17 protein-coding genes, 2 pseudogenes and 1 riboswitch are annotated in these 22,876 nt (G+C 62.4%); of the genes and pseudogenes, 18 read left to right on the forward strand and 1 reads right to left on the reverse strand.

Annotated elements, in window-relative coordinates; genetic code table 11:
- From GSQ77_RS27595 to GSQ77_RS27670, 16 genes and pseudogenes are all read left to right on the forward strand, one after another.
- Positions 1-100: pseudogene (locus GSQ77_RS27595) on the forward strand (3-isopropylmalate dehydratase); the annotation flags it as partial.
- A gap of 221 nt (positions 101-321) precedes the next feature.
- Positions 322-615 carry a hypothetical protein gene (locus GSQ77_RS27600; protein ID WP_158907108.1) on the forward strand — a complete coding sequence of 98 codons (294 nt, stop codon included), beginning with the start codon at positions 322-324 and terminating at the stop codon, positions 613-615.
- 358 nt (positions 616-973) lie between these two features.
- Positions 974-1,151, forward strand: a riboswitch (cobalamin riboswitch).
- A 295-nt stretch (positions 1,152-1,446) separates the two neighbouring features.
- Positions 1,447-1,758 (forward strand): annotated as a pseudogene (locus GSQ77_RS27605) (ferredoxin); the annotation flags it as partial.
- Positions 1,759-1,870: 112 nt separating this feature from the next.
- Positions 1,871-6,136 carry a cobaltochelatase subunit CobN gene (locus tag GSQ77_RS27610; RefSeq protein WP_158907110.1) on the forward strand — a complete coding sequence of 1,422 codons (4,266 nt, stop codon included), beginning with the start codon at positions 1,871-1,873 and terminating at the stop codon, positions 6,134-6,136.
- Position 6,137: 1 nt separating this feature from the next.
- Positions 6,138-8,393: a magnesium chelatase subunit D family protein gene (locus tag GSQ77_RS27615; protein WP_158907116.1), complete on the forward strand. Its 2,256-nt coding sequence runs from the start codon at positions 6,138-6,140 to the stop codon at positions 8,391-8,393.
- Positions 8,390-9,094 (forward strand): cobalt-precorrin-7 (C(5))-methyltransferase, encoded by a 705-nt coding sequence (locus GSQ77_RS27620; RefSeq protein ID WP_254067860.1) that lies wholly within the window; start codon positions 8,390-8,392, stop codon positions 9,092-9,094. The genes GSQ77_RS27615 and GSQ77_RS27620 overlap by 4 nt, the downstream gene beginning before the upstream one ends.
- A gap of 32 nt (positions 9,095-9,126) precedes the next feature.
- Entirely contained in the window at positions 9,127-10,749 is a 1,623-nt protein-coding gene (locus tag GSQ77_RS27625; RefSeq protein WP_158907120.1) for a precorrin-8X methylmutase, read from the forward strand.
- Positions 10,746-11,546, forward strand: coding sequence for a precorrin-2 C(20)-methyltransferase (cobI, locus tag GSQ77_RS27630; protein WP_158907122.1), 801 nt, complete (start codon positions 10,746-10,748; stop codon positions 11,544-11,546). The genes GSQ77_RS27625 and cobI overlap by 4 nt, the downstream gene beginning before the upstream one ends.
- Positions 11,543-12,325, forward strand: coding sequence for a precorrin-4 C(11)-methyltransferase (gene cobM / locus GSQ77_RS27635; protein ID WP_158907124.1), 783 nt, complete (start codon positions 11,543-11,545; stop codon positions 12,323-12,325). Before cobI ends, cobM begins: the two co-directional genes overlap by 4 nt.
- Before the next feature lie 118 nt (positions 12,326-12,443).
- The gene (locus tag GSQ77_RS27640) at positions 12,444-13,229 is read left to right on the forward strand and encodes a cobalamin biosynthesis protein (protein ID WP_158907154.1); all 786 of its coding nucleotides are present in this window, start codon (positions 12,444-12,446) and stop codon (positions 13,227-13,229) included.
- Positions 13,226-14,860: a precorrin-3B C(17)-methyltransferase gene (cobJ, locus tag GSQ77_RS27645; protein ID WP_158907126.1), complete on the forward strand. Its 1,635-nt coding sequence runs from the start codon at positions 13,226-13,228 to the stop codon at positions 14,858-14,860. Before GSQ77_RS27640 ends, cobJ begins: the two co-directional genes overlap by 4 nt.
- The gene (locus GSQ77_RS27650; RefSeq protein ID WP_158907128.1) at positions 14,857-16,056 is read left to right on the forward strand and encodes a GTP-binding protein; all 1,200 of its coding nucleotides are present in this window, start codon (positions 14,857-14,859) and stop codon (positions 16,054-16,056) included. Before cobJ ends, GSQ77_RS27650 begins: the two co-directional genes overlap by 4 nt.
- A 5-nt stretch (positions 16,057-16,061) precedes the next feature.
- The gene (gene cobO / locus GSQ77_RS27655; RefSeq protein WP_158907130.1) at positions 16,062-16,664 is read left to right on the forward strand and encodes a cob(I)yrinic acid a,c-diamide adenosyltransferase; all 603 of its coding nucleotides are present in this window, start codon (positions 16,062-16,064) and stop codon (positions 16,662-16,664) included.
- 1 nt (position 16,665) lies between these two features.
- A complete protein-coding gene (locus GSQ77_RS27660; protein WP_158907132.1) occupies positions 16,666-18,114 on the forward strand; it encodes a cobyrinate a,c-diamide synthase in 1,449 nt (482 codons plus the stop codon).
- A gap of 6 nt (positions 18,115-18,120) precedes the next feature.
- Positions 18,121-18,909 (forward strand): 5,6-dimethylbenzimidazole synthase, encoded by a 789-nt coding sequence (gene bluB, locus GSQ77_RS27665; protein WP_216854967.1) that lies wholly within the window; start codon positions 18,121-18,123, stop codon positions 18,907-18,909.
- A 179-nt stretch (positions 18,910-19,088) separates the two neighbouring features.
- Positions 19,089-20,936: a glycoside hydrolase family 15 protein gene (locus GSQ77_RS27670; protein ID WP_158907158.1), complete on the forward strand. Its 1,848-nt coding sequence runs from the start codon at positions 19,089-19,091 to the stop codon at positions 20,934-20,936.
- 81 nt (positions 20,937-21,017) lie between these two features.
- Here the strand turns inward: GSQ77_RS27670 and GSQ77_RS27675 are convergent, their stop codons facing one another.
- Positions 21,018-21,599 (reverse strand): YigZ family protein, encoded by a 582-nt coding sequence (locus tag GSQ77_RS27675; RefSeq protein WP_158907134.1) that lies wholly within the window; start codon positions 21,597-21,599, stop codon positions 21,018-21,020.
- Positions 21,600-21,781: 182 nt separating this feature from the next.
- On the opposite strand from GSQ77_RS27675, the gene GSQ77_RS27680 reads away from it, so the two are divergent.
- Together GSQ77_RS27680 and GSQ77_RS27685 are read left to right on the forward strand one after the other, a co-directional pair.
- Positions 21,782-22,207, forward strand: coding sequence for an OsmC family protein (locus GSQ77_RS27680; protein ID WP_158907136.1), 426 nt, complete (start codon positions 21,782-21,784; stop codon positions 22,205-22,207).
- A gap of 240 nt (positions 22,208-22,447) precedes the next feature.
- Positions 22,448-22,690 (forward strand): DUF6388 family protein, encoded by a 243-nt coding sequence (locus GSQ77_RS27685; protein ID WP_158907138.1) that lies wholly within the window; start codon positions 22,448-22,450, stop codon positions 22,688-22,690.
- The last annotated feature ends 186 nt before the right edge of the window (positions 22,691-22,876 follow it).

The raw sequence follows: 22,876 nt of genomic DNA on the forward strand, positions 1-22,876 counted from the left end.
CGATATCGGCTTGACGTTGGCGCATGCCGACAAGATCAAGGCGTTCGAAGCGGAGCGGCTGACTAAACAGCCGTGGCTGAACCACCGGCTCGTTGGCTGAGTCAGTCGATGCAGCGTTGCGCGTTGAAGCGATTGTTGCGCAGTGCACGGGAATTTTTCTGCAACATTAGTAGGTCAATCGCACGCTTGCCAGGTAAGTTTTACCTGGCAAGCACTGCAACGTTTTCTTACATGGCTTGCAGTTTGACGCATCAACTGCGCCGCTGTCGTTCCTATAATGAAATCTCCAGACCACTGGTCGATTTGAAAAGGAACCAGACAATGAATCACAAACTCGCAGCCTTGACTCTGTCTTTGATGTGCGGTGTTTATGCAGGTAGCGCCTTTGCGCAAGCCGCACCGTCGAATACCGCGCCGACGCCGATGACAAGTGCGGATAAGAAGGCCGCCAAGGCACAGCAAAAAGCTGACGAAAAATCCGCTGAGGCGCAGCAGGAAGCCACCAAGAAATCGATGGTCGCTCAGGCCAAAGCCGACAAGACCAAGACGGAGGCTCAGGGCGACGCCAACAACAAGAAGGCGGACGCTAACCTGAGCGACGCCAAGGATCAGTAATACGTTGATGTAGCAGTGCATTGCTGTGACGACTGTCGTCGCTATCATGTGACTTCGCGCTGAGGCTCGCGCGACTGCACAACGTCTGTACGGTGTCTGCGCAGTATTTTTGCCTCGGTATTTCTTCCACACTATTGCTTCAAGCAGCCCACGTGACCGGTTTCCGGTCGCCGGGCTGTTTTCGTTTGTTAGCCAGCGTTCGCTTGCTTCGACCGCATCACGCTTGCACCGTAACTATCGCGAGCACGCGAGTCGCCGCATAACGAAGTCCGCGAGTCGCCGCGCAGCGACTTACGCGAAAATTGCCCTATAGGCCCTGTTTGCAAGGGCCTAAATGGTGGGGCGGTGCCGAATTGCTTTATCATACGGGCGTGATGGTGCCCATCAAGGGTGAAACGGGAACGCGGTGCGATACCGCGGCTGCCCCCGCAACTGAAGACGGTGAATCCGCACGCAATGCCACTGGAAATTCCGGGAAGGCCGTGCAGGGTGTCGATCCGCGAGCCAGGAGACCGGCCATCACCCCAGTCGAACCGGGCCTCTATCAGACGGGGTGAGCTGGCAGAGAGCATGATTTTTGCGCTTGAACGCGCTTTGCGTGCGCCCGCGACGACGTCAAGTTTCGCCAGGGATTTCAATGACGTCTCCTTCACATCCAAACCGCTTCTTGGCCAGCGTTTTCGCCGTTGCCTGGGCCGTTTTTTCGGCCGCTTTATGGGGCGCTTCTTGGGCCGCTTCTTGCGCCGTTGCGCTTGTGCTGCGCGCTGACGCGGCGCTTATCTGTTACGCCCGTCGTTGCACCCGCGGCCAGCTCGCGCGCGGAGCGCGGCGATGAGAACCCACACCCGTCATGTACTGATGTGCACCGGTCCCCGTTGTACCGAGGACGGTGTGTTGTCGACCGCCACCTTTGCCGCGCTCGGCGAGAAAATCGATGCGCGCCCGGCGCTGCGCGTCAAGCGCACTCGTACCCACTGCATGTTGGCGTGCAAGCGGCAGGGGCCGATCTTGGTCGTATATCCCGAAGGTGTCTGGTATCACCGTATCGACGAAGCGGCGCTGGAGCGCATTGTCACCGAGCATCTGGAGGGCGGGCAGATCGTCGACGAACTCGTGTTTCATCGTTTGGGTGTAGGCGATTTGTTTGACGAGAGCGAGGTGCAGGGAGAAGGCGGCATATCGGGCGCAACTGGCACAGGCGATATATCGGGCCCAGGCAACATATCAGGCGCAAGCGATGTCGAGGTCCCGGAAAATGACTGAAGCCGCTCACCCTCACATTGCACTGCTAACGCATGCACCCAACGATCTGAGCGTGCTGCACAGCGCGCTTGGACAACTGCCGCACGATTTCCCCCTGGTCGACGCGATCAATCTGCAAGCGCTCGAAAGCGATGCTGAAATGGCGTCGTTGCTGGACTATCAGTTGGCCGACACGCGCGTGATCGTCGTGCGCGTGCTGGGACGGCTCGCTAGTATTCCCGGCTTTGCGCAGTTGGTCCGCCATGCGCACCGCGCCGGATGTTATTTGCTCGCGGTCAGCGGCACGGGCGAACCCGATCCCGAACTGGCCGCCGTGTCTAGCGTCACAGCCGAGGTTTTGCAGCAGGCTTCGGCGTATTTCCAGGCGGGCGGCAGCGTCAACCTCGCGCAACTACTGCGATATCTGTCGGATCACTTGTTACTGAGCGGGTTCGGTTTCGAGCCAGCAGTGTCGCTGCCCGAGCATGGCATTTATCATCCGGGCCTGCCCGAAAGCGCGAGTATCGAGGATTGGCAAGCGCAATTTGGGGCTGCAAGCGGCATTGCTGGCAGTAACGCTGGTGGCGCTACGGCGCGGCCGGCCGTGGGCATCGTGTTTTATCGTGCGCATTGGCTCAGTGGCAACACCCACTTTATCGACGCGTTGGTCGATGCGCTGGCGCGCCACGAGATTGTCGCGTTGCCGGTCTTTACTTCATCGCTGCGTGCGGGGGCCGGCGAAGGTGCCACGCAAGGCGCGACCGAAGGGCGCACATTACCCACTGCGTTGGCCTACTTTGCAGGGGAACACGGTACGCGCATCGACGTGCTGATCAACACGACCGCCTTCGCAATGGGCGAAATCACGCCGGGTGGGGCAACGCCTGCGGGCTGGGCCGTCGGTGCGCTCGAATACTTGAACATCCCGGTGTTGCAAGCGATCACGAGCGGCATGATGCAAGCGCCGTGGGAGCAATCGGCGCGGGGTTTGAATCCGCTCGATGCGGCAATGAACGTAGTGCTGCCGGAGTTCGACGGCCGCATCGTCACGGTACCGGTGTCTTTCAAGGCGCGCGCAGCGGGCGCTTTGCAGCAGCAAGTCGTGTATCAACCGGTCGCCGATCGCGTGGCCCGGGTGGCCGGTATCGCGGCACGATTTGCGCGGCTCAAGCGCATGGCGAATTCGGACAAGCGCGTCGCTTTTATCTTTACGAATTCCAACAGCAAGGCTGCGCAAATCGGCAACGCGGTGGGCCTGGACGCGCCGGCCTCGTTGATGCACATTCTGCACGCGATGGACACCGCCGGATATCAAATCGGTCCGCTGCCTGAGAGCGGCACGGCGCTGATCCACGCGCTGGTAGACCGTTGTTCCTACGATCAAACCTACCTGAGCGCCGAGCAATTGGCGCAGGCGGCGGGACACGTGTCGGCTGCGCAATATGCGGTCTGGTTCAACGAACTGCCGCTCGTGTTGCAGGAAAAAATGACGGCTCAGTGGGGGGCGCCACCCGGCGTCGCCTATTTGCACGACGGACATCTGGCACTGGCGGGTATCGAGCTGGGCCATGCGTTCGTCGCGCTGCAGCCGCCGCGCGGCTATGGCATGGACCCGGATGCGATCTATCACCAGCCGGATCTTCCGCCTACGCATCATTACTATGCGTTGTATCGCTGGTTGCGTGATATCTGGCAGGCCGACGCGATTGTGCATGTCGGCAAGCATGGCACGCTGGAGTGGTTGCCGGGGAAAGGCCTGGGCTTGTCGCAGGAGTGTTTTCCGGACGCGTTGTTGGGCGATCTGCCGCTGTTCTATCCGTTCATCATCAACGATCCTGGCGAAGGCTCGCAGGCCAAACGCCGTGGCCATGCGGTGGTGGTCGACCACTTGACGCCGCCGATGACGACCGCCGATACCTACGGCGCGCTCGCTCAACTCACGCAACTGGTCGATGAGTATTACCAGGTCGAAGTGCTGGACCCAGCCAAATTGCCGTTGTTGCAACAGCAGATCTGGGAGCTGGTGAAACAGACGAATCTTGATGCGGATCTGCGGGCCAGACTGTTGCATCATGACCATGATCATGGGGATGGCCACGAGCACGAGCACGAGCACGAGCACGGACACGGACACGGACACGGACACGGACACGGACACGAGCACGGACACGAGCACGAGCACGATCACGATCACGATCACGAAGAAGCGCTCCCCGCAGTTCTAGCCAGCATGGCCGGTTCGGACGTAGCGCATCTGATCGAAGACCTCGACGGATACCTGTGCGAATTGGGCGCAGCGCAAATCCGCGATGGTCTGCACACGCTGGGACAAGCGCCGCAGGAAGGCCAACTGATCGACATGCTGGTGTCGCTCACCCGCTTGCCGAACCAGGACATCCCGGGTCTGCAGGAAGCGGTCGCGCAATTGTTTGGTCTGTCACTGGACACGTTGCTCGAGCAGAAAGGGCGTCGACTGAATGTCACCGCAACGCTCGCCCTTATCGCGCAGCGTCCGGTCGTGACACGCGCCGACGCGCTGGAAGCGATCGATGCGCTGTGCCGAACACTATTCGCCGAACTCCACACGCATGGCTACAAAGCGGAACGGATCGACGAAGTGATTGTTCAGCTATTCGGCCCGCTGGATAAGCAGGATCCAACTCACGACGCGCCGCGTTTGCAACCTGCCCTGCGCGCACGCGGCGTATCGGTCGTGCAGCAGCTCAAACGCGCGGACAAGCAACGCAGCGCGAGCGCCGTCCCCTCGCGAGTTACTGCTCCGCCGTCTCAGCCCATGGGCGTGTCCGCGCAGTTTGCACAGCCGCCCGCGCAACCGGCCGACACATCCCGCGAGCCCGGCGCACCGACGGCCACTAAAGCGCGCTATACCGCGTTGCACCGTATCCTCACGTTTGCCTGCGACGAACTAGTGCCCAACCTCGCGCGCGCAACCGACGAAATCGATAATCTGCTCAACGGCCTTGCCGGCGGCTACGTGCCGGCGGGACCGAGCGGTTCGCCCACGCGCGGCATGGCGCAGATCCTGCCGACCGGGCGCAACTTCTACTCGGTCGATCCGCGCAGCGTGCCCTCGCAGTCGGCTTGGCGTGTCGGTCAGCAACTGGCCAACGAAGTGCTGGAGCGCCATCTACGCGAAACGGGCGCATATCCGCACAGCGTGGCGATCAGCATCTGGGGCACCAGCGCGATGCGCACTCACGGTGACGACGTTGCGCAAATCCTCGCCTTGCTGGGCGTACGTCCCGTCTGGCGCCCGGAAAACCGGCAACTCTGCGGTGTCGAAGTCATCCCGTTGGCACAACTCAAACGGCCTCGCGTGGACGTCACCACGCGCATCAGCGGCTTCTTCCGCGACGCGTTCCCGCAGTTGATCGATTTGATCGACGACGCGGTCCAGGCCGTTCTGGTCCTCGACGAGCCGCTCGAGCAGAACTTCGTGCGCAAGCACTACCTGGCCGAACTGGGCGCGTGGATCGGTGAAGGCCTGAGTGAACCGCAGGCGGCGCAGCGTGCCGGCCATCGGATTTTTGGCGCCAAACCGGGCAGCTACGGCGCCGGCATCTTGCCGCTGATTCAGGAAAAGAACTGGCAAAGCGATGCCGATTTCGCCGCCGCCTATGTAAACTGGGGCGGCTATGCCTATGGCCGAGGCAGCCAGGGCATCGACGAGCGCGAAGCATTTCGGATGCGGCTGTCGGGCGTGCAGGTTGCGCTGCACAACCAGGACAATCGCGAACACGACATCTTCGATAGCGACGACTATCTGCAATTCCACGGTGGCATGATCGCGACCATCCGGGCGCTGACCGGCCAGCAACCGCGCCGCTATTTCGGCGACAGTCACGATCCGGCGCGTGCGCAGGTGCGCGACCTCAAGGAGGAAACGCTACGGGTGTTCCGTTCGCGGGTGGTCAATCCGAAGTGGCTCGCCGGCATCCAGCGGCACGGTTACAAGGGCGGCCTGGAACTGACCGCGACAGTTGACTATCTGTTTGGCTATGATGCTACTGCGCAGGTGATGGACGATTGGATGTACGAAGAAATCGCACAAATCTACGGTTTGGCGCCGCAGATGCAGCAATTCCTGCAATCTGCCAACCCGTGGGCGCAAAATGCCATTGCGGAGCGGCTGCTCGAAGCCGCCAGCCGTGGCATGTGGGCGCAACCGCAGCCGCAGACGCTGGCGGCCTTGCGCGAATTGTATTTACATAGTGAAGCATTGCTCGAGGCGCGCGGCGAGACACCGCGTGGCGCATAAGATGAGTAGCCAACCGTTTCCGTTTGCCGCCATCGTCGGCCAGCAACAACTCAAGCGCGCGTTGCTGCTGTGCGCGGTCGATCCGTCGCTGGGCGGCGTGCTGATACGCGGCGACAAGGGCACCGCCAAGAGCACTGCGGCGCGCGCGCTTGCCGAGATCTTGCCGCCGCTGCTGCGCGTGCCGGGCTGCGCGTTCAATTGCGCGCCGGATGTGCCGTATGGATACTGCGAGTGGTGCAACTCAGGCAATACGACGGAGCTTCATAACGGGCTTCATAACCGGCTTCCAACCGGGCTTCCAACCGAGCTTCCAACCGAGCTTACCGACGGCCTTTCGACCGCGCATCCGCGCCTGGTCCAGCGCGAGGCGCAACTGAGCTCCGTGCCGTTCGTCACACTGCCGTTGGGCGCGACCGAAGATCGCGTGCTCGGCACCCTGGATCTGGAACAGGCGCTCAAGGGCGGCAAGCGCGCCTTTCAACCTGGGCTAATGGCCGCAGCGCACCGTGGGATTCTGTATATCGACGAAGTCAACCTGCTGGCCGATCACCTTGTCGATGCCTTGCTGGACGCGGCTGCGATGGGCGTTAATTCGGTCCAGCGAGAAGGTTTGTCGGTCACGCACCCAGCGCGTTTCACGCTGATCGGTACCATGAACCTGGAAGAGGGCGATCTGCGTCCGCAGCTGCTGGACCGGTTCGGCTTGATGGTCGAAGTGACGGCACCACGCGACAAGGTGCAGCGTGGTGAGGTCGTGCGCCGGCGGATCCGCTTCGAGGCCGATCCGGCCGCGTATGCATTGCAGTGGGAAGCGCAGCAGCAGGCGCTGCGCGAGCAACTCGCCGCGGCACAGCGGCTGCTGCCGCAAGTCGAGCTCGACGATGCGCTGCTCGATCTGATCAGTCACCTGTGCTGCGAATTCGACGTGGCCAGCCTGCGCGCCGACATCGTTATGCACAAGGCGGCACGCGCCAGCGCTGCACTCAATGCACGCTTGCAGGTCACGCCCGAAGACGTGCGCAGCGCAGCGGAGCTGGTGTTGCCTCACCGTCGCCGTCGCAAGCCGTTCGAGCAACCGGGCCTTGACCACGAGAAGCTCGACGAGCTGATGCAGGAGGCTGCGCAATCGGATGCCGAATCGCAAGCTGAGACCGGCGATACATCGCAGACGGGCGACCCCGGTGATGGCATGACTAATGGTTTGGGACGCGATTCCGATGCATCCGATGATGGTCGTGGGCCCAGTGACGCGCGCGACAGGGAGGACGCAAAGGACGCAAGCGATGCGCCCGGATCGGACCTGAAACCTGAGTTGGGTGAGCAATTCAATGCCGCGCAGTCTGCCGACTCTATCGACCCGACTCCCGACAGCCGTTCAGAAACACCGGCCGACGGCTCGCCCGGGAATATCCCCGAGACCAAACCCAAGATATTCGCCGTCGCTTCCTCGGGCGCTGCGCTGCGCCGTATCACCGTGGACGCACCGGTCGCCAAGAGCACGCCGGGGCGCCGCAGTGCCGCGCAGTTTGCCGAGCGTGGCCGGGTGGTACGCGCCGTGCCCGATCCGCAGCCCACCAGCCTTGCATTGGGCGCGACGCTGCGCAGCGCTGCGATGCGCAGCCCCGACGAATTCAAGGTGGGCAAGAGCGACCTGCATCAGCAGATTCGCGTCGGCACGCATGCCAACTTGATTCTGCTGGTGGTCGACGCCTCCGGTTCGATGGCCGCGCAACGCCGCATGGAAGCCGTCAAGGGCGCCGTACTCACTCTGCTTACGGATGCTTACCAACGGCGCGACCAAGTCGCCGTGATCGCGTTCCGCGGCGAGGATGCGAGCTTACTGCTGGCACCGACGCGCAGTGTCGAGCGCGCCGAGCAAGGGCTGCGCGCGTTGCCCACGGGCGGGCGCACGCCGTTGCCACATGCCTTGCAATTGGCGCTCGAAACCCTGGAGCAGGCCGGCGATAATATGGCGCAGCCGCTGCTCGTGCTGTTGACCGACGGCCGTGCCAACGTGGCGCTGGTGGACGGCGGCGATCCGTGGCGCGAGTCGTTGGCGCTGGCGGAACTGCTGGCCGGGCGCGGCGTGCCCAGCCTGGTGCTCGATACCGAGGCCGGCTTCCTGCGGCTGGGACGCGCCGCGCAACTCGCACAGGTGCTCGGCGCCGAATGCCTGACGCTGGAAGCGCTGTCGGCGCAGAGCCTGGCGCTGACGATACGCGCTCGCGCACAGACTTATTTCGAGGACAAGACATGATTATTTGTATTGGGGCGGGGCCAGGCGACGTCGGCTACCTGACCCAGCGCGGCGCGGAGTTGATACGCTCGGCCGACGTGGTGGCCGGTTTCGATGCGGTCGTTAAAGTCGTGAGCAGCGTTATCGTTCCGGGCACCGAGGTGGTGACGATGGGTTATCGCGACCAGGTCGAGAAACTGGACGAGGTGGCGCGCGCTCACCACGAGGGCAAACGCTGCGTGGTGGTGTTCATGGGCGACATCCACTTTAGCGGATTCCAATACCTGGAGCGTGTTGAGCGCGCCTGCGGCCATCCGGTCGAAACGCTGCCGGGCATTTCGTCGGCGCAGATACTCGCGTCGCGCGCCAAGGTGTGTTTCGACGAAACCAGTTTCATTACCTTTCATCGACGCGGCGACCTCACGCCCTTCAAACGCCATTTGGTGCATGTGCTCGAAGACCAGCGCAATGCAATCGTCATTCCGTGCCCGTGGGATGCGGCACGCTCCTTCATGCCGCCGCATATCGCGGCGTATCTGCTGGAGCAGGGCATCGATGCCGGGCATCCCACGGAGGTATGGGAGAACCTGACCGGCGCCGAGGCGCAGTGGCGAGGCAACCTGGGCGATTGCGTAGCGCAGACGTTTTCCGATATGAGCATCATGCTGATCCGCACGCGCAACCCAATGGCGAGTCAGATCGAAGCGGCGCCTGCCCAATGAAACGCGTAATGGAACCCGTAACGGAACCCTCAATGAAGCCCGTTGTCAACGCTGCGGAGGTATCGGTGCCCGCAGCGGTACCCGCATCGGTGTCATTCGGTATCGTGCTCGCCGGCCATGGCAGCCGCGATCCCGATGCCGTGCGCGAGTTCGAGGCGCTGGTCGAACTGGTGCGCGAGCGCGCCCACCCGCATCCGGTCAGTCACGGGTACCTGGAGTTTTCCAGCCCGACGCTCAGTGATGCGGTAGCGGCCAACCTGGCGCTCGGTGCACAGCAAGTGGCGATGGTGCCGGGCGTGTTGCTCGCGGCCCGCCATGCAAAAAACGATCTACCGGCGGAGATGCTTACGCTTGCGCGCGAACATCCTGCTATCGATTTCCATTTCGGTGCGCCGCTCGATCTGCATCCCAAGCTGCTGCAGTTGGCGCAAGAAAGAGTGGTTGCGGCGGAAGCGCGCTCGCCGCATACCGTGCGCCGCGACGAGACTTGCCTGGTGCTGGTGGGCCGGGGCACGACCGATCCGGACGCCAATGGCGAGATCGCCAAGGTCGCCCGCATGCTGGAAGAAGGCATGGGTTTCGGCAGCGTGCAGGTGTGTTATTCGGGCACCGCCAAACCGCTCGTGTCCGATGGCCTGCGGGCGGCGGCACGCCACGGTTTGCGGCGCCTCGTGGTGTTGCCGTTCTTTCTGTTCGATGGCGTGCTGGTCAAGCGCATTTATGCAGCAGCCGACGCGTTGCAGGAGCGCGAGCCTGCGCTGGAAATACTCAAGGCCGGCTATCTGGGCGCGCATCCGTACGTGGCCGACGTGATGATAGAGCGCGCGCGCGAAGCGATAGAAGGGCGCGCCGCGATGAACTGCTCGCTGTGCAAATACCGGGTGCAGATCGTCGGCTTCGAAGAGCAAGTCGGCGAGCCGCAGCGCGCGCATCATCTGCAGGTGCGAGGCCTGCTGGAAAAAGAAGCGCAGCCTGCTGCCGCCCCCGTGCAGCAGTTTGCATCCTATGTGCCGCATCCGATCGAGGCCGAAAGCTTCGAGATCATTGCGGCGGGCCGCGACTGGTCCGGTTTTCCCGCCGAGCAACTCACGGTATTACAGCGTCTGGTGCACACGAGCGGTGATTTCAACGCGGTCGACGATCTGTATTTCTCGCCGGGGGCGGTGCAAAGCGGCATTCTCGCGCTGCTGCGCTGCAAGCAGGTGGTGACCGATGTCACGATGGTGCAGACCGGGCTAAAGCGCGCGCTGCTTGAACAACTGGGTATCAACACGTGGTGTGGGGTGCACGACCGGGAGTCGCATCTGCTGTCGCAAAGCCAGGACATCACGCGTTCGGCCGCTGGCATACGCCGCGCATGGGAAAAATTCGGCAACGATATTGTGCTGGCAATCGGAGACGCGCCTACGGCGATCGTCGAAGCGACCCGGCTGATTCGCGAGCAGGGCTGGCGTCCGCAATTGGTGATCGGCTTGCCGGTCGGCTTCGTCGGCACTCGCGAGAGCAAGGACGCTTTGCGCCGCTGTTTGCAGGTGCCACGCATTACCAATAGCGGCACGCGCGGTGGTTCGCCCTGGGCGGCCAGCGTGGTCAACGCGTTGATGATAGACGCGCTCAATCAATTGGCCACCAACGTATCCGGAGCCTCGGTATGACGGCATCTTCGCCATCCAATCCGCAATCGCATCTGCAATCACAGCGGCCGCAAGTGCAACCGGCATCGACTCTGGGCACGTTCTGGGGCGTGGGCGTGGGCCCAGGCCCCGCCGGCTATTTGCCGCTGGCCGCGCTCGACGCCTTGCAAAAGGCCGACCTGATCTATGCGCCGCGCGCGCGCAGCGCCGAAACGTCGGTGGCGCTGCAGTGCCTGGCTGGCATCGCGATCGCGCCGGAATGCATCCGGGAAGTCGAATTCAACATGGACCCGGATCGCACAGTGCTGCGTGACCACTATGCGCAATTGGCTGAAACGATTGCGCTCGAACTATCGGCTGGACGCAACGTCGCGTATTTGACGATAGGCGACACCTTCACGTATTCGACCTACGGCTACGTGCTGGCCGCGCTGCTCGAACGTCTGCCCGATTTACCGCATCGCACGTTCCCCGGCATTACCAGCTACGCGGCTGCAGCCGCAGCGCTCGGTTGGCCGCTGGGCGAGGGCAAGGAGCGCACATTGATCCTGCCGTGCCCCGATGACATGGACACGTTGCGAGCCGAAATCGAAACGCATGACGTCGTGGTGTTGATGAAAATCGGTGCGCGCTTAAGCGGCGTGCTGCAAGTGCTCAAGGCGCTGGGCATTGCTCGGCATTGCGCCTTCGCGCGACGTATCGGCTTGCCCGGCGAAATGTTGGCGCAGGGTGTGGAAGACCTGGACGCCACCGATGCGACCGGCTATCTGGCGACCCTGCTGATCCGTAAGAATTCGCGAGAGAGGCGGCATTCATGAAGGTTTATTTTATCGGCGCAGGACCGGGCGCGTCCGACCTGATCACCTTGCGCGGCGCGAATATTTTGGGGCGCGTGCGCATGGTGCTGTATGCGGGGTCGCTGGTGCCGTCGGCCATGCTCGAACATTGCCATGCCGATGCGGAAATTCTCGACACGGCCGCGCTCGATCTGGAGCAGCAGCAAGCGTGTTACCGCCGCGCGCAGGAAGGCGACTTCGACGTGGCGCGCCTGCACTCGGGAGACCCCGCGATTTATGGCGCGACCGCCGAGCAGATGCGGCGGCTCGATGCGCTGGGCATCGAATACGAAGTGGTACCGGGCGTGTCGTCGTTCAGCGCAGCGGCTGCAGCGGTCAAAGCCGAGCTGACCAAGCCCGAGGTATCGCAAACGGTAATCCTCACGCGTGTGTCGGGCCGCGCTTCGGCGGTTCCGCCCGAGGAGGCGATCGCCAAGCTGGCTGCGCACCAAGCCACCATGTGTATCTTTTTGTCGGGGCCGCACCTGAAGAAAATCGTTGCCGACCTGAAGCTGCATTACCCGGACGATACGCCTGTCACACTGGTTTATCGTGCCACGTGGCCCGAACAGAAGGTGTATGAAGGCACGCTCGGCAGGGTGCTGAAGGAAACCAAGCGCGGCGAATGGAATCTCACCACCATGATGATGGTGGGTGCGGCGATCGGGCACGGCGCGCAGACTGAGTCGCGCCTGTACGCGAAGGATTACACGCATCTGTTCCGGGTTGTGCGCAAAAGCAAGAAGAAGGTGGCGGCGTGATAGCCGCAGGGAGAGCGCAATGAGTGGCTTAGTGAGTGCCCTGATGGGCGAAGAAGCAGCGGACAAGTCCAAGGACATCCTCAAGGGCGAGCCTAAGGATCCCGAGACCGACATCGCGATGCAGGAGCTCTTGACGGAGCGCTCGGTCGTGGCGTCTTTGGGCATCTGGCTGGTGCGCGAGGACAGCGAAGCGCTGGCGGTCCATCTGCATGCGCATATAGGCGGGGTGATCTACCGCCCCTGGCTGGATACCTCGCACTCGCCCAAGGAGCAGTTTGCCGCTGCGTATCGGCAGCACTCGCACTGGGTGATGATAGCCGCGAGCGGCATCGCGGTGCGCTTCCTCGATGGCCAGATTGCCGACAAATACAGTGACCCGGCCGTGGTGGTGCTGGACGAAGCGGCGCGTTTTGCCGTGTCGCTGCTGGCCGGTCATGAAGGCGGCGCGAACCGCCTCGCTTACCAGGTGGCGCGAGCCAGCGGTGCGGTGCCGGTGGTGACCACCGCGACCGAAGCCTTGAAACCGCTGGTGTTGGGCATTGGTTGCCGCAAAGGCGTATCGGCCGACATGATCGAAGCCGCCGTGCACTTCGCGCTGGAGGCGCGCGCGCTGAGTCAGGTACGCGAAGTGGTGACCATTGCGCTGAAAGCCGATGAGCCTGGTTTACTCGACTTTTGCGAGCGCCATGGCTTGCCGCTGCGGGTGCTGTCGCACACGACGGTGGCGGCACGCGCATGGGTCACGCAGGCTTCGGAATGGGTGCAACAGAATGTCGGACTCGACGGCGTGTGCGAACCGTGCGCGCTGATCGCCAGCCCGCGCGGCACGTTGATCGTGCCGAAGACGACGAAGGACGGCGTAGCCGTGGCAGTAGTTGAAGACAGTGATTGGACTCAAGCATGAAAGGTGTATTGAATTTGGTGTCGGTCGGACCCGGCTTTAGCGATCTGATCGTGCCACGCGCGATTACCGCGCTGCAAGACAGCGACGTGATCGTGGCTTATGAATTGTATTTGCGCTGGATTCAGCCCTGGCTGGTGGGCAAGGAGATCCATACGCCGCCGCTGACACAGGAGCGTGAACGGGCGCTGCTGGCGATCGAGAAAGCGCGTCAGGGCGCGCGGGTGGCGTTGATTTCCAGCGGCGACATCGGTATCTATGCGATGGCGGCGCTCGCGTTCGACGAGATGCGCGAGGACGACACTTACGAAGTCAATGTGGTGCCCGGGATCACCTCGGCCAACGCTTGTGCGTCCTTGCTGGGTTCGCCGCTGTCGCACGATTTTGCCACGCTGAGTTTGTCCGACTTGCTGTGCCCGTGGAGCTGGATCGAACAGCGCGCGGCGCATATCGCACAGGCCGATCTCGCCTGCGTGTTGTACAACGTGCAAAGCGCGGGAAGGCAGGAAGGGGTGTACCGGATCCTGAACATCATGCTGGCGTCGAAGAGCCCGCAGACTTGGTGTGGCGTGGTCAGAAACGCCTATCGGCCAGACCAGCAGGTGAACACTTATCGGTTGTCGGAATTGCCTGCGTTGAAGTTCGACATGCTGACCACCATCGTGATCGGCAATCGATTTACCGAGCGTCGGCGTGGCTATATTTTTACGCCGCGCGGTTATAACGATTGGTCCACTGTTGCGCATGAAACGGTTGCGACGAGTGCCGTCTGCGAATCGGCGTTGCCGCAAGGCGCGCTTTGGGTTTTCTCCGGCACGAGTGACGGCAATGCGCTGGCCAATCGGCTCGCCGAATGCGGTAACGCGGTGGTCGTATCGGCCGCTACCGAATATGGCGCGACCTTGGTCCAGGAGGATTGCCCAGGCGTGACGGTCTGGGCTGGACGCGCGGGCGTGGAAGCGCGCCGTCAGGCGCTGGTCGCCAGCGGCGCACGCGCGTTGATCGATGCGACTCATCCGTATGCGGGCGCCATCTCGCAGCAGTTGATTGCGTTGTCGCGAGAGCTGGACATCGAGTACCTGCGCTATGAACGTCCGAGTACGCTGCTTGCTGGCGTGCCGACGCAATGGGCCGATAGCACGCGCGAGAACGCAGGCGAGAGGGCAAGCACACGCGAGAGCGCAAGCGCGTTCGAGCTGTGCGCCTCGCCCGAACACGCAGCGCAACGCGCGATAGCGCAAGGCCAGCGCATTTTTCTCGCGACAGGTTCGAAGGATCTCGCCGCTTTCCTGCAAGCGCCCGGCGCCGCCGACAAAAAATGGTTTGTGCGCATCACGGCCGAACCTGATTTCATCCAACGAGCCATTGATCTAGGGGTGCCACGCAGCCAGATCTGCGCGATGCAAGGACCGTTTTCGCAGGCGTTCAATACGGCGCTCTGGCAGGACTGGCAAATCGATTGCGTAGTCACAAAGGATTCCGGCGTAGCGGGGGGCTTCGACGCCAAAGCGGCAGCAGCGGCCGCGCTCGGCATTCCCTTGTTGGTGATCGAGCGGCCTCAGGTCGCTTATCCCGCCGTGGTCGCAAGTTTCGACGCCGTGCTCGAACACTTGAACCGCCGGGCCGTATCATGAACGCGTTGATTCCGGTCACCATCGTCACCGGTTTTCTAGGCTCCGGCAAAACCACCTTGCTCAGCAGCCTGATCAAGCATAGGCAAACTCGAAGGCTTGCATTGTTGATCAATGAGTTCGGTGAGGTGTCGATCGATGGGGCATTGATACGCGATACCGCCGGCGAGGATCAGCATGTGCGGATTCACGACTTCCCGTATGGGCTGATCGCCTACGGCGACGACACGCGCTTTATACCCACGATGAAAGCGCTCGCGGCGCGGCGAGCTGGCATCGATCATGTGCTGATCGAGACTTCGGGCCTGGCCTTGCCCACTGCTGTGATGGAACTGCTGCAAAGCCCAGGGCTGGCCGAAGACTTCATTCTGGATGCGACGCTCGCCGTGGTCGACACGCCGTTGTTGCTGGCCAATCAGTTCGAGCGCACGGGCGGCATGCCTAATGGGGATCATGCAGCAGGGAACCGTGCAACGGCGGACGATGCAGCGCAGGACCATGCAACCGAGGACCGCGTAACCGAGGCCGTTGTAGCGGATTCTGTCGCGACGATGTTTGAACAGCAACTCGAACATGCCGATGTGGTGGTGCTCAATAAAATCGACGGACTCGATGAGGCAGCGTTGTTGGAGGCCGAAACCCGAGTGCGGCGATGCGCACCCAAGGTGCGTTTTCTTGAACTCGCATGGCGCGCCGAACTCGATATCCGATTGGCGCTGGGCTTGCGGCTGCATCAGCCGACTCAGACCACGCACGAACATCGCTACACCCCAGTGGCAGCGATGCCCGGTGCCGATGCCCGCGTATTGACCGACCAGCAGCGTCTGAACGGTCACGCGCATTCCGGGCTCGGCCGGCATAGCCACGGTCTGGCGACGCACAAGCATTTTCACGAGCAAGACCCAGGCTGGATGTCGTTCGTATTGCGCAGCGCCGCGCCTCAGCCGGCGCAGATCTTGCAGACGGCGTTGGCCGAGATCGCGCGGCGCGAACCGGTGTTGCGCGCGAAGGGTTACATCCGTGCTGCCGACACGCCGCATGCGGTGCTGGTCCAGGGTGTGCGTACACGCGTGTCGCTGGAGCAAGACGTCGAAAAGCCCGCTGCCACGAAGTCCGAACTGGTATTTATCGGCTATCACTTAAGCCGTAGCGTCGTGGCAGCGCTGCTATCCGAACTCACCGCAAGCACCTGGAAATAAGCCTGATGAAAACCGATCCCGACGCACACAAGCGCATGACCGAACGTCACAAAGCCGGTTTCGAAAAAAAGAAAGCGGCCGCGCAAAAGGAAAAAGGCCTGTTGCTGGTCTATACCGGCACCGGCAAGGGGAAGTCGACCGCCGCTTTTGGTATGGGCTTGCGCATTCTTGGGCATGGCATGAAGCTCGGCGTGGTCCAGTTCATCAAGGGTGCGCTGCATAGCGCAGAGCGCGAGGTACTCGGGCGCGATCCGAACTGCGATTTTCATGTGGTCGGTGCCGGCTATACATGGAATACGCAGGATCGCGACGCCGATATGAAAACTGCCGCTGTTGGGTGGGCCGAGGCGGTGCGCATGATCGAGGACCCGTCGTACGATATGGTGATACTCGACGAGCTCAACATCGTTTTGAAATATCAGTATCTCGATCTGGCCGAGGTGCTGGCCGTGTTTGCCCGGCGCCGCGAGATGCTGCACATCGTCGTGACTGGCCGTCATGCGCCCGATGCGCTGATCGAAGCGGCCGATCTGGTCAGCGAGATTCGGCCGATCAAGCATCCGTACCAGGAGCAGGGCATCAAGGCACAGAAAGGCGTGGAGTTCTGACGTGAGCAGCCGGTGTCCTGCCTTGTTCATCAGCGCCCCGGCGTCCAGCCACGGCAAGACGACGGTCACGGCGGCCCTCGCGCGTTTTCACGCGCAGCAAGGCCGCCAGGTTCGGGTGTTCAAAAGCGGCCCCGATTTTATCGATCCGATGATCCTCGAGCGCGCGAGCGGTCACCCGGTGTACCAGCTTGATTTGTGGATGGCTGGTGAGACCGAGTGCCGGCGCCGCGTGCATGAAGCCGCGCTGAGTGCCGACCTGATCCTGATCGAAGGCGTGATGGGGCTCTACGACGGTCGTCCCAGTAGCGCCGACTTGGCGCAGGCGCTGGGTGTGCCGGTGCTCGCTGTCATCGATGCGAGTGGGATGGCGCAGACACTGGGGGCGCTGGCGCATGGCCTGGCGACCTATCGCCCCGGTTTGCGGTGGGCCGGGGTGCTGGCTAACTCGGTGGCCAGTGCGCGTCATGAAGAAATGATCCTCGAGGGCATGCCGGCTGGGCTGTCCTATTTCGGCTCGATTCCACGCTCGGCGCAGTTCGCGTTGCCGGCGCGCCATTTGGGTCTCGTGCAAGCGCAGGAGATAGCGGATCTCGATGCGCGTTTGAGCGCCTGCGCCGCGTTGATCGCCAAGACCGGGCTGGCCGAATTGCCGCCGATGGTCGAGTTTACGCACGCATCGTCTGCATCGCATGGATCGGTCGCCGAGCACGGATCGTCCGCAGCGCTTGCTCCGGTGGTCACCCTAGCCAGATTACGCAAACCCGCGCGCAAACCCGAGCCCACGCCGGCACACAAGCCCGAGCCCACGCCCGCACCCGCATCTGCATCTGCCCCCGCGGTCATGCCCGCAGGCTTGCCGCTCGCGGGCGTACGTATCGGGATCGCACACGACGCCGCGTTTTCGTTTCTCTATCCCGCCAATCTCGACTTGCTGCGCGCGCTGGGTGCCGAGCTGACGTTCTTCTCGCCGCTAGCCGATACGGCGCTGCCGGAGGTCGATAGCGTTTACCTGCCCGGCGGCTATCCCGAACTGCACCTGCAGCGCCTGGCGCAAAACACCGAGTTTAAAGCCGCCCTGGTGCAACACGCAGAGCAGGGAAAACCGCTATTTGCTGAATGCGGCGGTATGCTGTATTTGTTGGAATCACTGACCGATAAAACCGGACAGCGCGGCGAAATGGCCGGTGTGTTGAGGGGGCATGCAATCATGCATCATCGCTTGCAAGGGCTGGGATACCAGAGCGCGCCGCTGCCGGGCGGCACGCTGCGCGGGCACACCTTTCATCATTCAGTGATCGATACGCCGGTGGCCCCGCAGGCGTTTGGCGAGCGGCTGCACAACACGTCGCCGGGCGAGCGGATTTTCTGCCGCGCACGGCTGGTCGCGACCTACATCCACGTTTATTTCCCGTCCAACCCGGCGGCGGTCGTGGACCTTTTCAAACCGTGAGCCATCGTGACCAATAAATTCAGCGATGCGGAAATTGCCGCAGTCTATAAGACGATAGAGCAGCGGCGCGACGTCCGCCATTTTCTGCCCCAGCCGCTGCCTGAGGATTTGATGGCGCGTTTGCTGCATGCAGCGCACAACGCCCCCAGCGTCGGCTTCATGCAGCCTTGGCGCTTTATCCGTGTTTCGGAGCCGGGCTTGCGCGCGGCGCTGCATCGCATCGTCGAAGCCGAACGGGTCAAGACTGCCCAGGCGCTGGATGAGCGCGAAGACGAATTCATGCGGCTCAAGGTCGAAGGCATACGCGAATGCGGCGAAATCCTGGTGGTGGCGTTGATGGAAGGGCGCGAATCTCACATCTTTGGGCGCCGGACCTTGCCGGAAATGGATCTGGCCTCGGTCGCCTGCGCGATCCAGAACATTTGGCTGGCGGCACGCGCCGAGGGTATCGGCATGGGCTGGGTGTCGCTGTTCGACCCGCAACAACTGGGCGAACTGCTTGCCATGCCGGCCGGCGCCAAGCCCGTCGCGATCCTGTGCCTGGGGCAGGTGGATGCGTTCTATCCCAAGCCCATGCTGGAGCTGCAAGGGTGGGCACAGCGTCAGCCGCTGGAGACGGTGATGTACGACAACGCTTGGGGCGAGGTGAGTGCTGCTGTTCCCGACGTTCCCAGTGTTCCAACCGCCGCCGCCGGTCCCATGGCTCACACTCGTCCGATGGTTGCCACCCATCCTACAGCTCCCGCCGACCCCAACACCGCAGCGCGCACTGGCAGCGAGCCCGATCCCGTCTAGCTTTGCAAAGGACGTCGCGAGCAACCCGCGCTTGTAGCGCGGCCTGAACAAAATGGCAGCCGGTGGGTCCAACCCCAAACCTATCAAGACCGGACCGCCGCAAGGTCCGGGCCGCAGCCATCGTTCGAGGAAGCCCCGTGCCAGATCAGTCCGTGCAAAACCTGTCCTTGCCCCCGTCACTGCCCGCGCGACCGCCCCCGTCGCGCCGAATCGAAGACTACGCCCTGATAGGTGACTGCGAAACCGCAGCGCTCGTGGGCATTGACGGTTCGATCGATTGGCTGTGCTGGCCGCGCTTCGACTCGCCGGCCTGTTTCGCATCGTTGCTGGGCGATGCCGAGAACGGTCGCTGGCTGATTGCACCAAGCGCCGCCGAGGTGAGAGTTACGAGGCGTTACAGGCCGGGAACGCTGATCCTCGAAACTGAATTCGAAACTGCGACAGGCGTGGTCAAGGTAATCGATTTCATGCCGGTGCGTACTCATACCTCTCGTTTGTACCGCGTCGTGGAGGGCGTACGCGGGCGAGTCGAGATGCAGCTCGAATTGATCATGCGCTTTGACTATGGGATCTCGGTGCCGTGGGCCAGCCAGTTGACCGAGGAAGAGGGCATGAGCTTCGTGGTCGGCCCGAACCGGGTGACCTTGCGCTCACCGGTGCCGGTACGTGGCGAGGACCGCAAGACCGTCGGCAGTTTCGACGTCGGCGCGGGTGAGCACTACAGTTTCGAATTGACCTATGGACTATCGTACGTGGACGCTCCCAGCGCCGGCGATGCCCAGCACGATCTGCACGACCTGGAGCAACGCTGGCGGAAATGGTCGGGCGACTGCGTAGCCGCGGCACCGTGGTCCGACGTGGTCAGGCGTTCGCTGATTACCCTCAAGGCGTTGACTTACCAGCAGACGGGCGGCATCGTTGCCGCACCCACGACTTCGCTGCCGGAATGGCTAGGCGGCGAGCGCAATTGGGATTACCGGTACTGCTGGTTGCGCGACGCCACACTCAGCCTGACCGCATTGATGGCGGCCGGCTACTACAGGGAGGCACGTGCCTGGCGAGCTTGGTTGGTGCGGGCGGTGGCCGGCGACGCATCGCAGATCCAGATCATGTATGGCATCGGCGGTGAACGTCAACTCGACGAGCGCGTCGTCCACGGGCTGCCGGGCTTTGAGCATTCAATCCCGGTGCGCATCGGCAACCAGGCGTCGACGCAGTTGCAGCTCGACGTCTACGGCGAGTTAATGGATGCGTTGCACCAGTGCCGTAAGTACGATCTGAACTCCGATTCCCCGGAGGACCCGGAAAACGATGAAGCGTCGTGGCGCGTGCAATTGGCCGTCCTCGAGCATCTTGAGGATGTCTGGCAGGAGCCCGACGAAGGCATTTGGGAGGTGCGCGGGGGACGCCAGCAATTTACCTATTCCAAGGTGATGGCCTGGGTCGCTTTTGATCGCGCGATCAAATCGGTGGAGTTGTTTGGTTTTGAAGGTCCAATCGATCACTGGCGCGAATTGCGCGACACGATCCATGCGCAAGTGTGCGCGCGCGGTTTCAACCCGCATCGCAATAGTTTCGTTCAGGCCTACGGTTCGGATGCGCTGGATGCGAGCTTGCTGCTGATACCGCAGGTGGGCTTTCTGCCGGCCGACGATCCGCGCATCATCGGCACCGTTGCGGCGATCGAGAAGGAGCTGGTCATCGACGGTTTCGTGGTGCGTTACCTGACGCATGAGACCGCCGATGGCTTGCCACCTGGCGAAGGTGCATTTCTGGCTTGCAGCTTCTGGCTCGCGGACAACCTGGCGATGCAAGGGCGCCTGGACGAGGCCAGGGAACTATTCGAGCGCTTGATCGCAGTCAGCAACGACGTGGGTCTGCTGGCCGAAGAGTACGACCCGAGGGCGGGCTGCCAACTCGGCAATTTTCCGCAAGCTTTTTCGCATGTGGCGTTGATACACACCGCGCTGAATCTGGTGCATGCGGCGGCTGAAAAGACCATGCCTGCGGAGTCGCGCGGCCAGTAGGAACGTCCTCAGGGCCACGGCGCTACGGCTGCGTGGGCCACACATGCAAATCGCGTGGCCCACGCATGAAAGCCAGTGAAATCAAAGCCATTGGATATGGCCCTGGCTTTGCTCATTCGCTAATGCGAGGAACTGCGCGCCCTGCGATTCCGGCAAGCTGAAGCTCAGTTCGACGAGCGCGCCGTGGCTGACTTGCAGCAAATGAGCGCCGGCCTGCTCGATGCTGCGACGCAGTACGCCCTCAAGCGCGTACGGCACTGCGCATTGCAAGGTCAGCATGCGCTGCAAGACGATCTTGTCCGCGTCCAGCAGCGCTTGCGCGATGGTGCCGGTGTAGGCCCGAACGAGCCCACCTGCGCCCAGTTTGACCCCGCCGAAATAACGCACCACAGTGGCCAGCACGCTTTCCAGATCCTGATGACGCAGTACGTCGAGCATGGGGCGCCCTGCAGTGCCTCCGGGTTCGCCGTCGTCCACGGCGGCTGAGTGACCGCCCGCGAGCAAAGCCCAGCACACGTGTGCCGCGCCCGGATGCAACGCGCGCAGCGCGGCCACTTGGGCTTGCGCTCCCGCGCGATCGCTCATCGGTTGCACGCAGCCGATGAAGCGGCTTTTACGGATGATGAGTTCGCTGTGGGCGGGCGACGAGAGGGTCATGGGCATGCCCGCATTTTACCGGAGGCGTTCGCGCGCACGCCGGCGGCGTTGCACCGGCTGAACTAACGGCGCCCCGCGCGAACATGAATACTGCTAGACGGGGACCCCAGGCGCCTCAGTTTGTCGTGAACGTAATTGAGTACGCCGCGTCCTACTACAGCATGACTTCTACCTCTAGGAGAGTTCGCATGAAAAAGACAGCATCGGTAAAGTGGCAAGGCGGAATCAAAGACGGCAAAGGGCATATTTCCACGCAGAGCGGCGTGCTCAAGGACGCCCCATACGGGTTCAGTGCACGCTTCGAAGACGGCCCTGGAACGAATCCGGAAGAGTTGCTGGGAGCGGCGCATGCAGCGTGTTTTACGATGGCGCTTTCGCTGCAACTGCAGGAAGCTGGCATGAAGGCGGAAAATATCGCCACGCAGGCCACTGTGACGCTCGACAAGGACGATGGCGGTTTTTCGATTACCGCTGTACACCTGGATGTGGCAGTACGCATCCCCGGCGCCGACAAGGCCGCCTTCGAAAAAGCAGCCCAGGGCGCGAAGGCGGGCTGTCCGGTCTCCAAAGTGTTGAATGCCAAGATCACCATGGATGCGCGGCTCGAAGCTTGACCTCCAAGCAGGCTCGACCGGTGGCCGCGCTGAGCGAGGTGTCCGATCGAGTTGGAGCGTTGGAGCGTTGGAGCGTTGGATAGGCAGGCGCGTGCTGCATTTTGCCAGGCGCCTGTCGTCATCGGCTATGATGATCGTGATACCGTGTGCCGGTCGGTGCTATTTGTTTCGATCAGCCCCGTTCCGGTGCCCGCCTCAAGCGCGCGAATTTCCGCGGCGCAGCCCTCACTCAATTCCACGATGACTCTTCCCCCCGTACGTCAACTGCTCGCCGAGCAGGGTTTTCTCAGCGAGTACCCCGAAGTACTCCATATGTTGCAGGCGATCACGGCGCGTCATGCGCAGGCCGTAGGCATGAGCGTCGAGCAATTCCAGCGCTCCGAGTTGGACCGCTCGATCGAGCGCGTCGCCAAGGATAGACGCTTGAGCACCGAACAATTGTTGCTCAGTTATCTACCACCCGCGTCGGATTCAGCGCAGTAAGCCCGCCCAGGCCCTACATTGCTCGCCCGCTCGCGGCGATCGGTCGATGGAAAAACACAATCAAGAAAACGCGCGATTAAACTGTCGCGCTGTTTTTTTGTCATGATGGACATGCTATGTTGGCGAGTGTGGCATGCGCTCATCGGCGCGGGATATCGCGCAATATGTCGCTGAATGCGGCTGTCT

It is taken from the genome of Burkholderia sp. L27(2015) (genome assembly GCF_009765705.1).
Classification (GTDB): Bacteria; Pseudomonadota; Gammaproteobacteria; order Burkholderiales; family Burkholderiaceae; genus LMUX01.

What these genes read in the sequence shown, in the direction of transcription:
- GSQ77_RS27600 (WP_158907108.1), top strand. Translation starts at nt 322, where the DNA reads ATGAATCACAAACTCGCAGCCTTGACTCTGTCTTTGATGTGCGGTGTT.
- GSQ77_RS27610 (WP_158907110.1), top strand. Translation starts at nt 1,871, where the DNA reads ATGACTGAAGCCGCTCACCCTCACATTGCACTGCTAACGCATGCACCC.
- GSQ77_RS27615 (WP_158907116.1), top strand. Translation starts at nt 6,138, where the DNA reads ATGAGTAGCCAACCGTTTCCGTTTGCCGCCATCGTCGGCCAGCAACAA.
- GSQ77_RS27620 (WP_254067860.1), top strand. Translation starts at nt 8,390, where the DNA reads ATGATTATTTGTATTGGGGCGGGGCCAGGCGACGTCGGCTACCTGACC.
- GSQ77_RS27625 (WP_158907120.1), top strand. Translation starts at nt 9,127, where the DNA reads ATGAAGCCCGTTGTCAACGCTGCGGAGGTATCGGTGCCCGCAGCGGTA.
- cobI (WP_158907122.1), top strand. Translation starts at nt 10,746, where the DNA reads ATGACGGCATCTTCGCCATCCAATCCGCAATCGCATCTGCAATCACAG.
- cobM (WP_158907124.1), top strand. Translation starts at nt 11,543, where the DNA reads ATGAAGGTTTATTTTATCGGCGCAGGACCGGGCGCGTCCGACCTGATC.
- GSQ77_RS27640 (WP_158907154.1), top strand. Translation starts at nt 12,444, where the DNA reads ATGCAGGAGCTCTTGACGGAGCGCTCGGTCGTGGCGTCTTTGGGCATC.
- cobJ (WP_158907126.1), top strand. Translation starts at nt 13,226, where the DNA reads ATGAAAGGTGTATTGAATTTGGTGTCGGTCGGACCCGGCTTTAGCGAT.
- GSQ77_RS27650 (WP_158907128.1), top strand. Translation starts at nt 14,857, where the DNA reads ATGAACGCGTTGATTCCGGTCACCATCGTCACCGGTTTTCTAGGCTCC.
- cobO (WP_158907130.1), top strand. Translation starts at nt 16,062, where the DNA reads ATGAAAACCGATCCCGACGCACACAAGCGCATGACCGAACGTCACAAA.
- GSQ77_RS27675 (WP_158907134.1), bottom strand. Translation starts at nt 21,599, where the DNA reads ATGCCCATGACCCTCTCGTCGCCCGCCCACAGCGAACTCATCATCCGT.
- GSQ77_RS27680 (WP_158907136.1), top strand. Translation starts at nt 21,782, where the DNA reads ATGAAAAAGACAGCATCGGTAAAGTGGCAAGGCGGAATCAAAGACGGC.
- GSQ77_RS27685 (WP_158907138.1), top strand. Translation starts at nt 22,448, where the DNA reads ATGACTCTTCCCCCCGTACGTCAACTGCTCGCCGAGCAGGGTTTTCTC.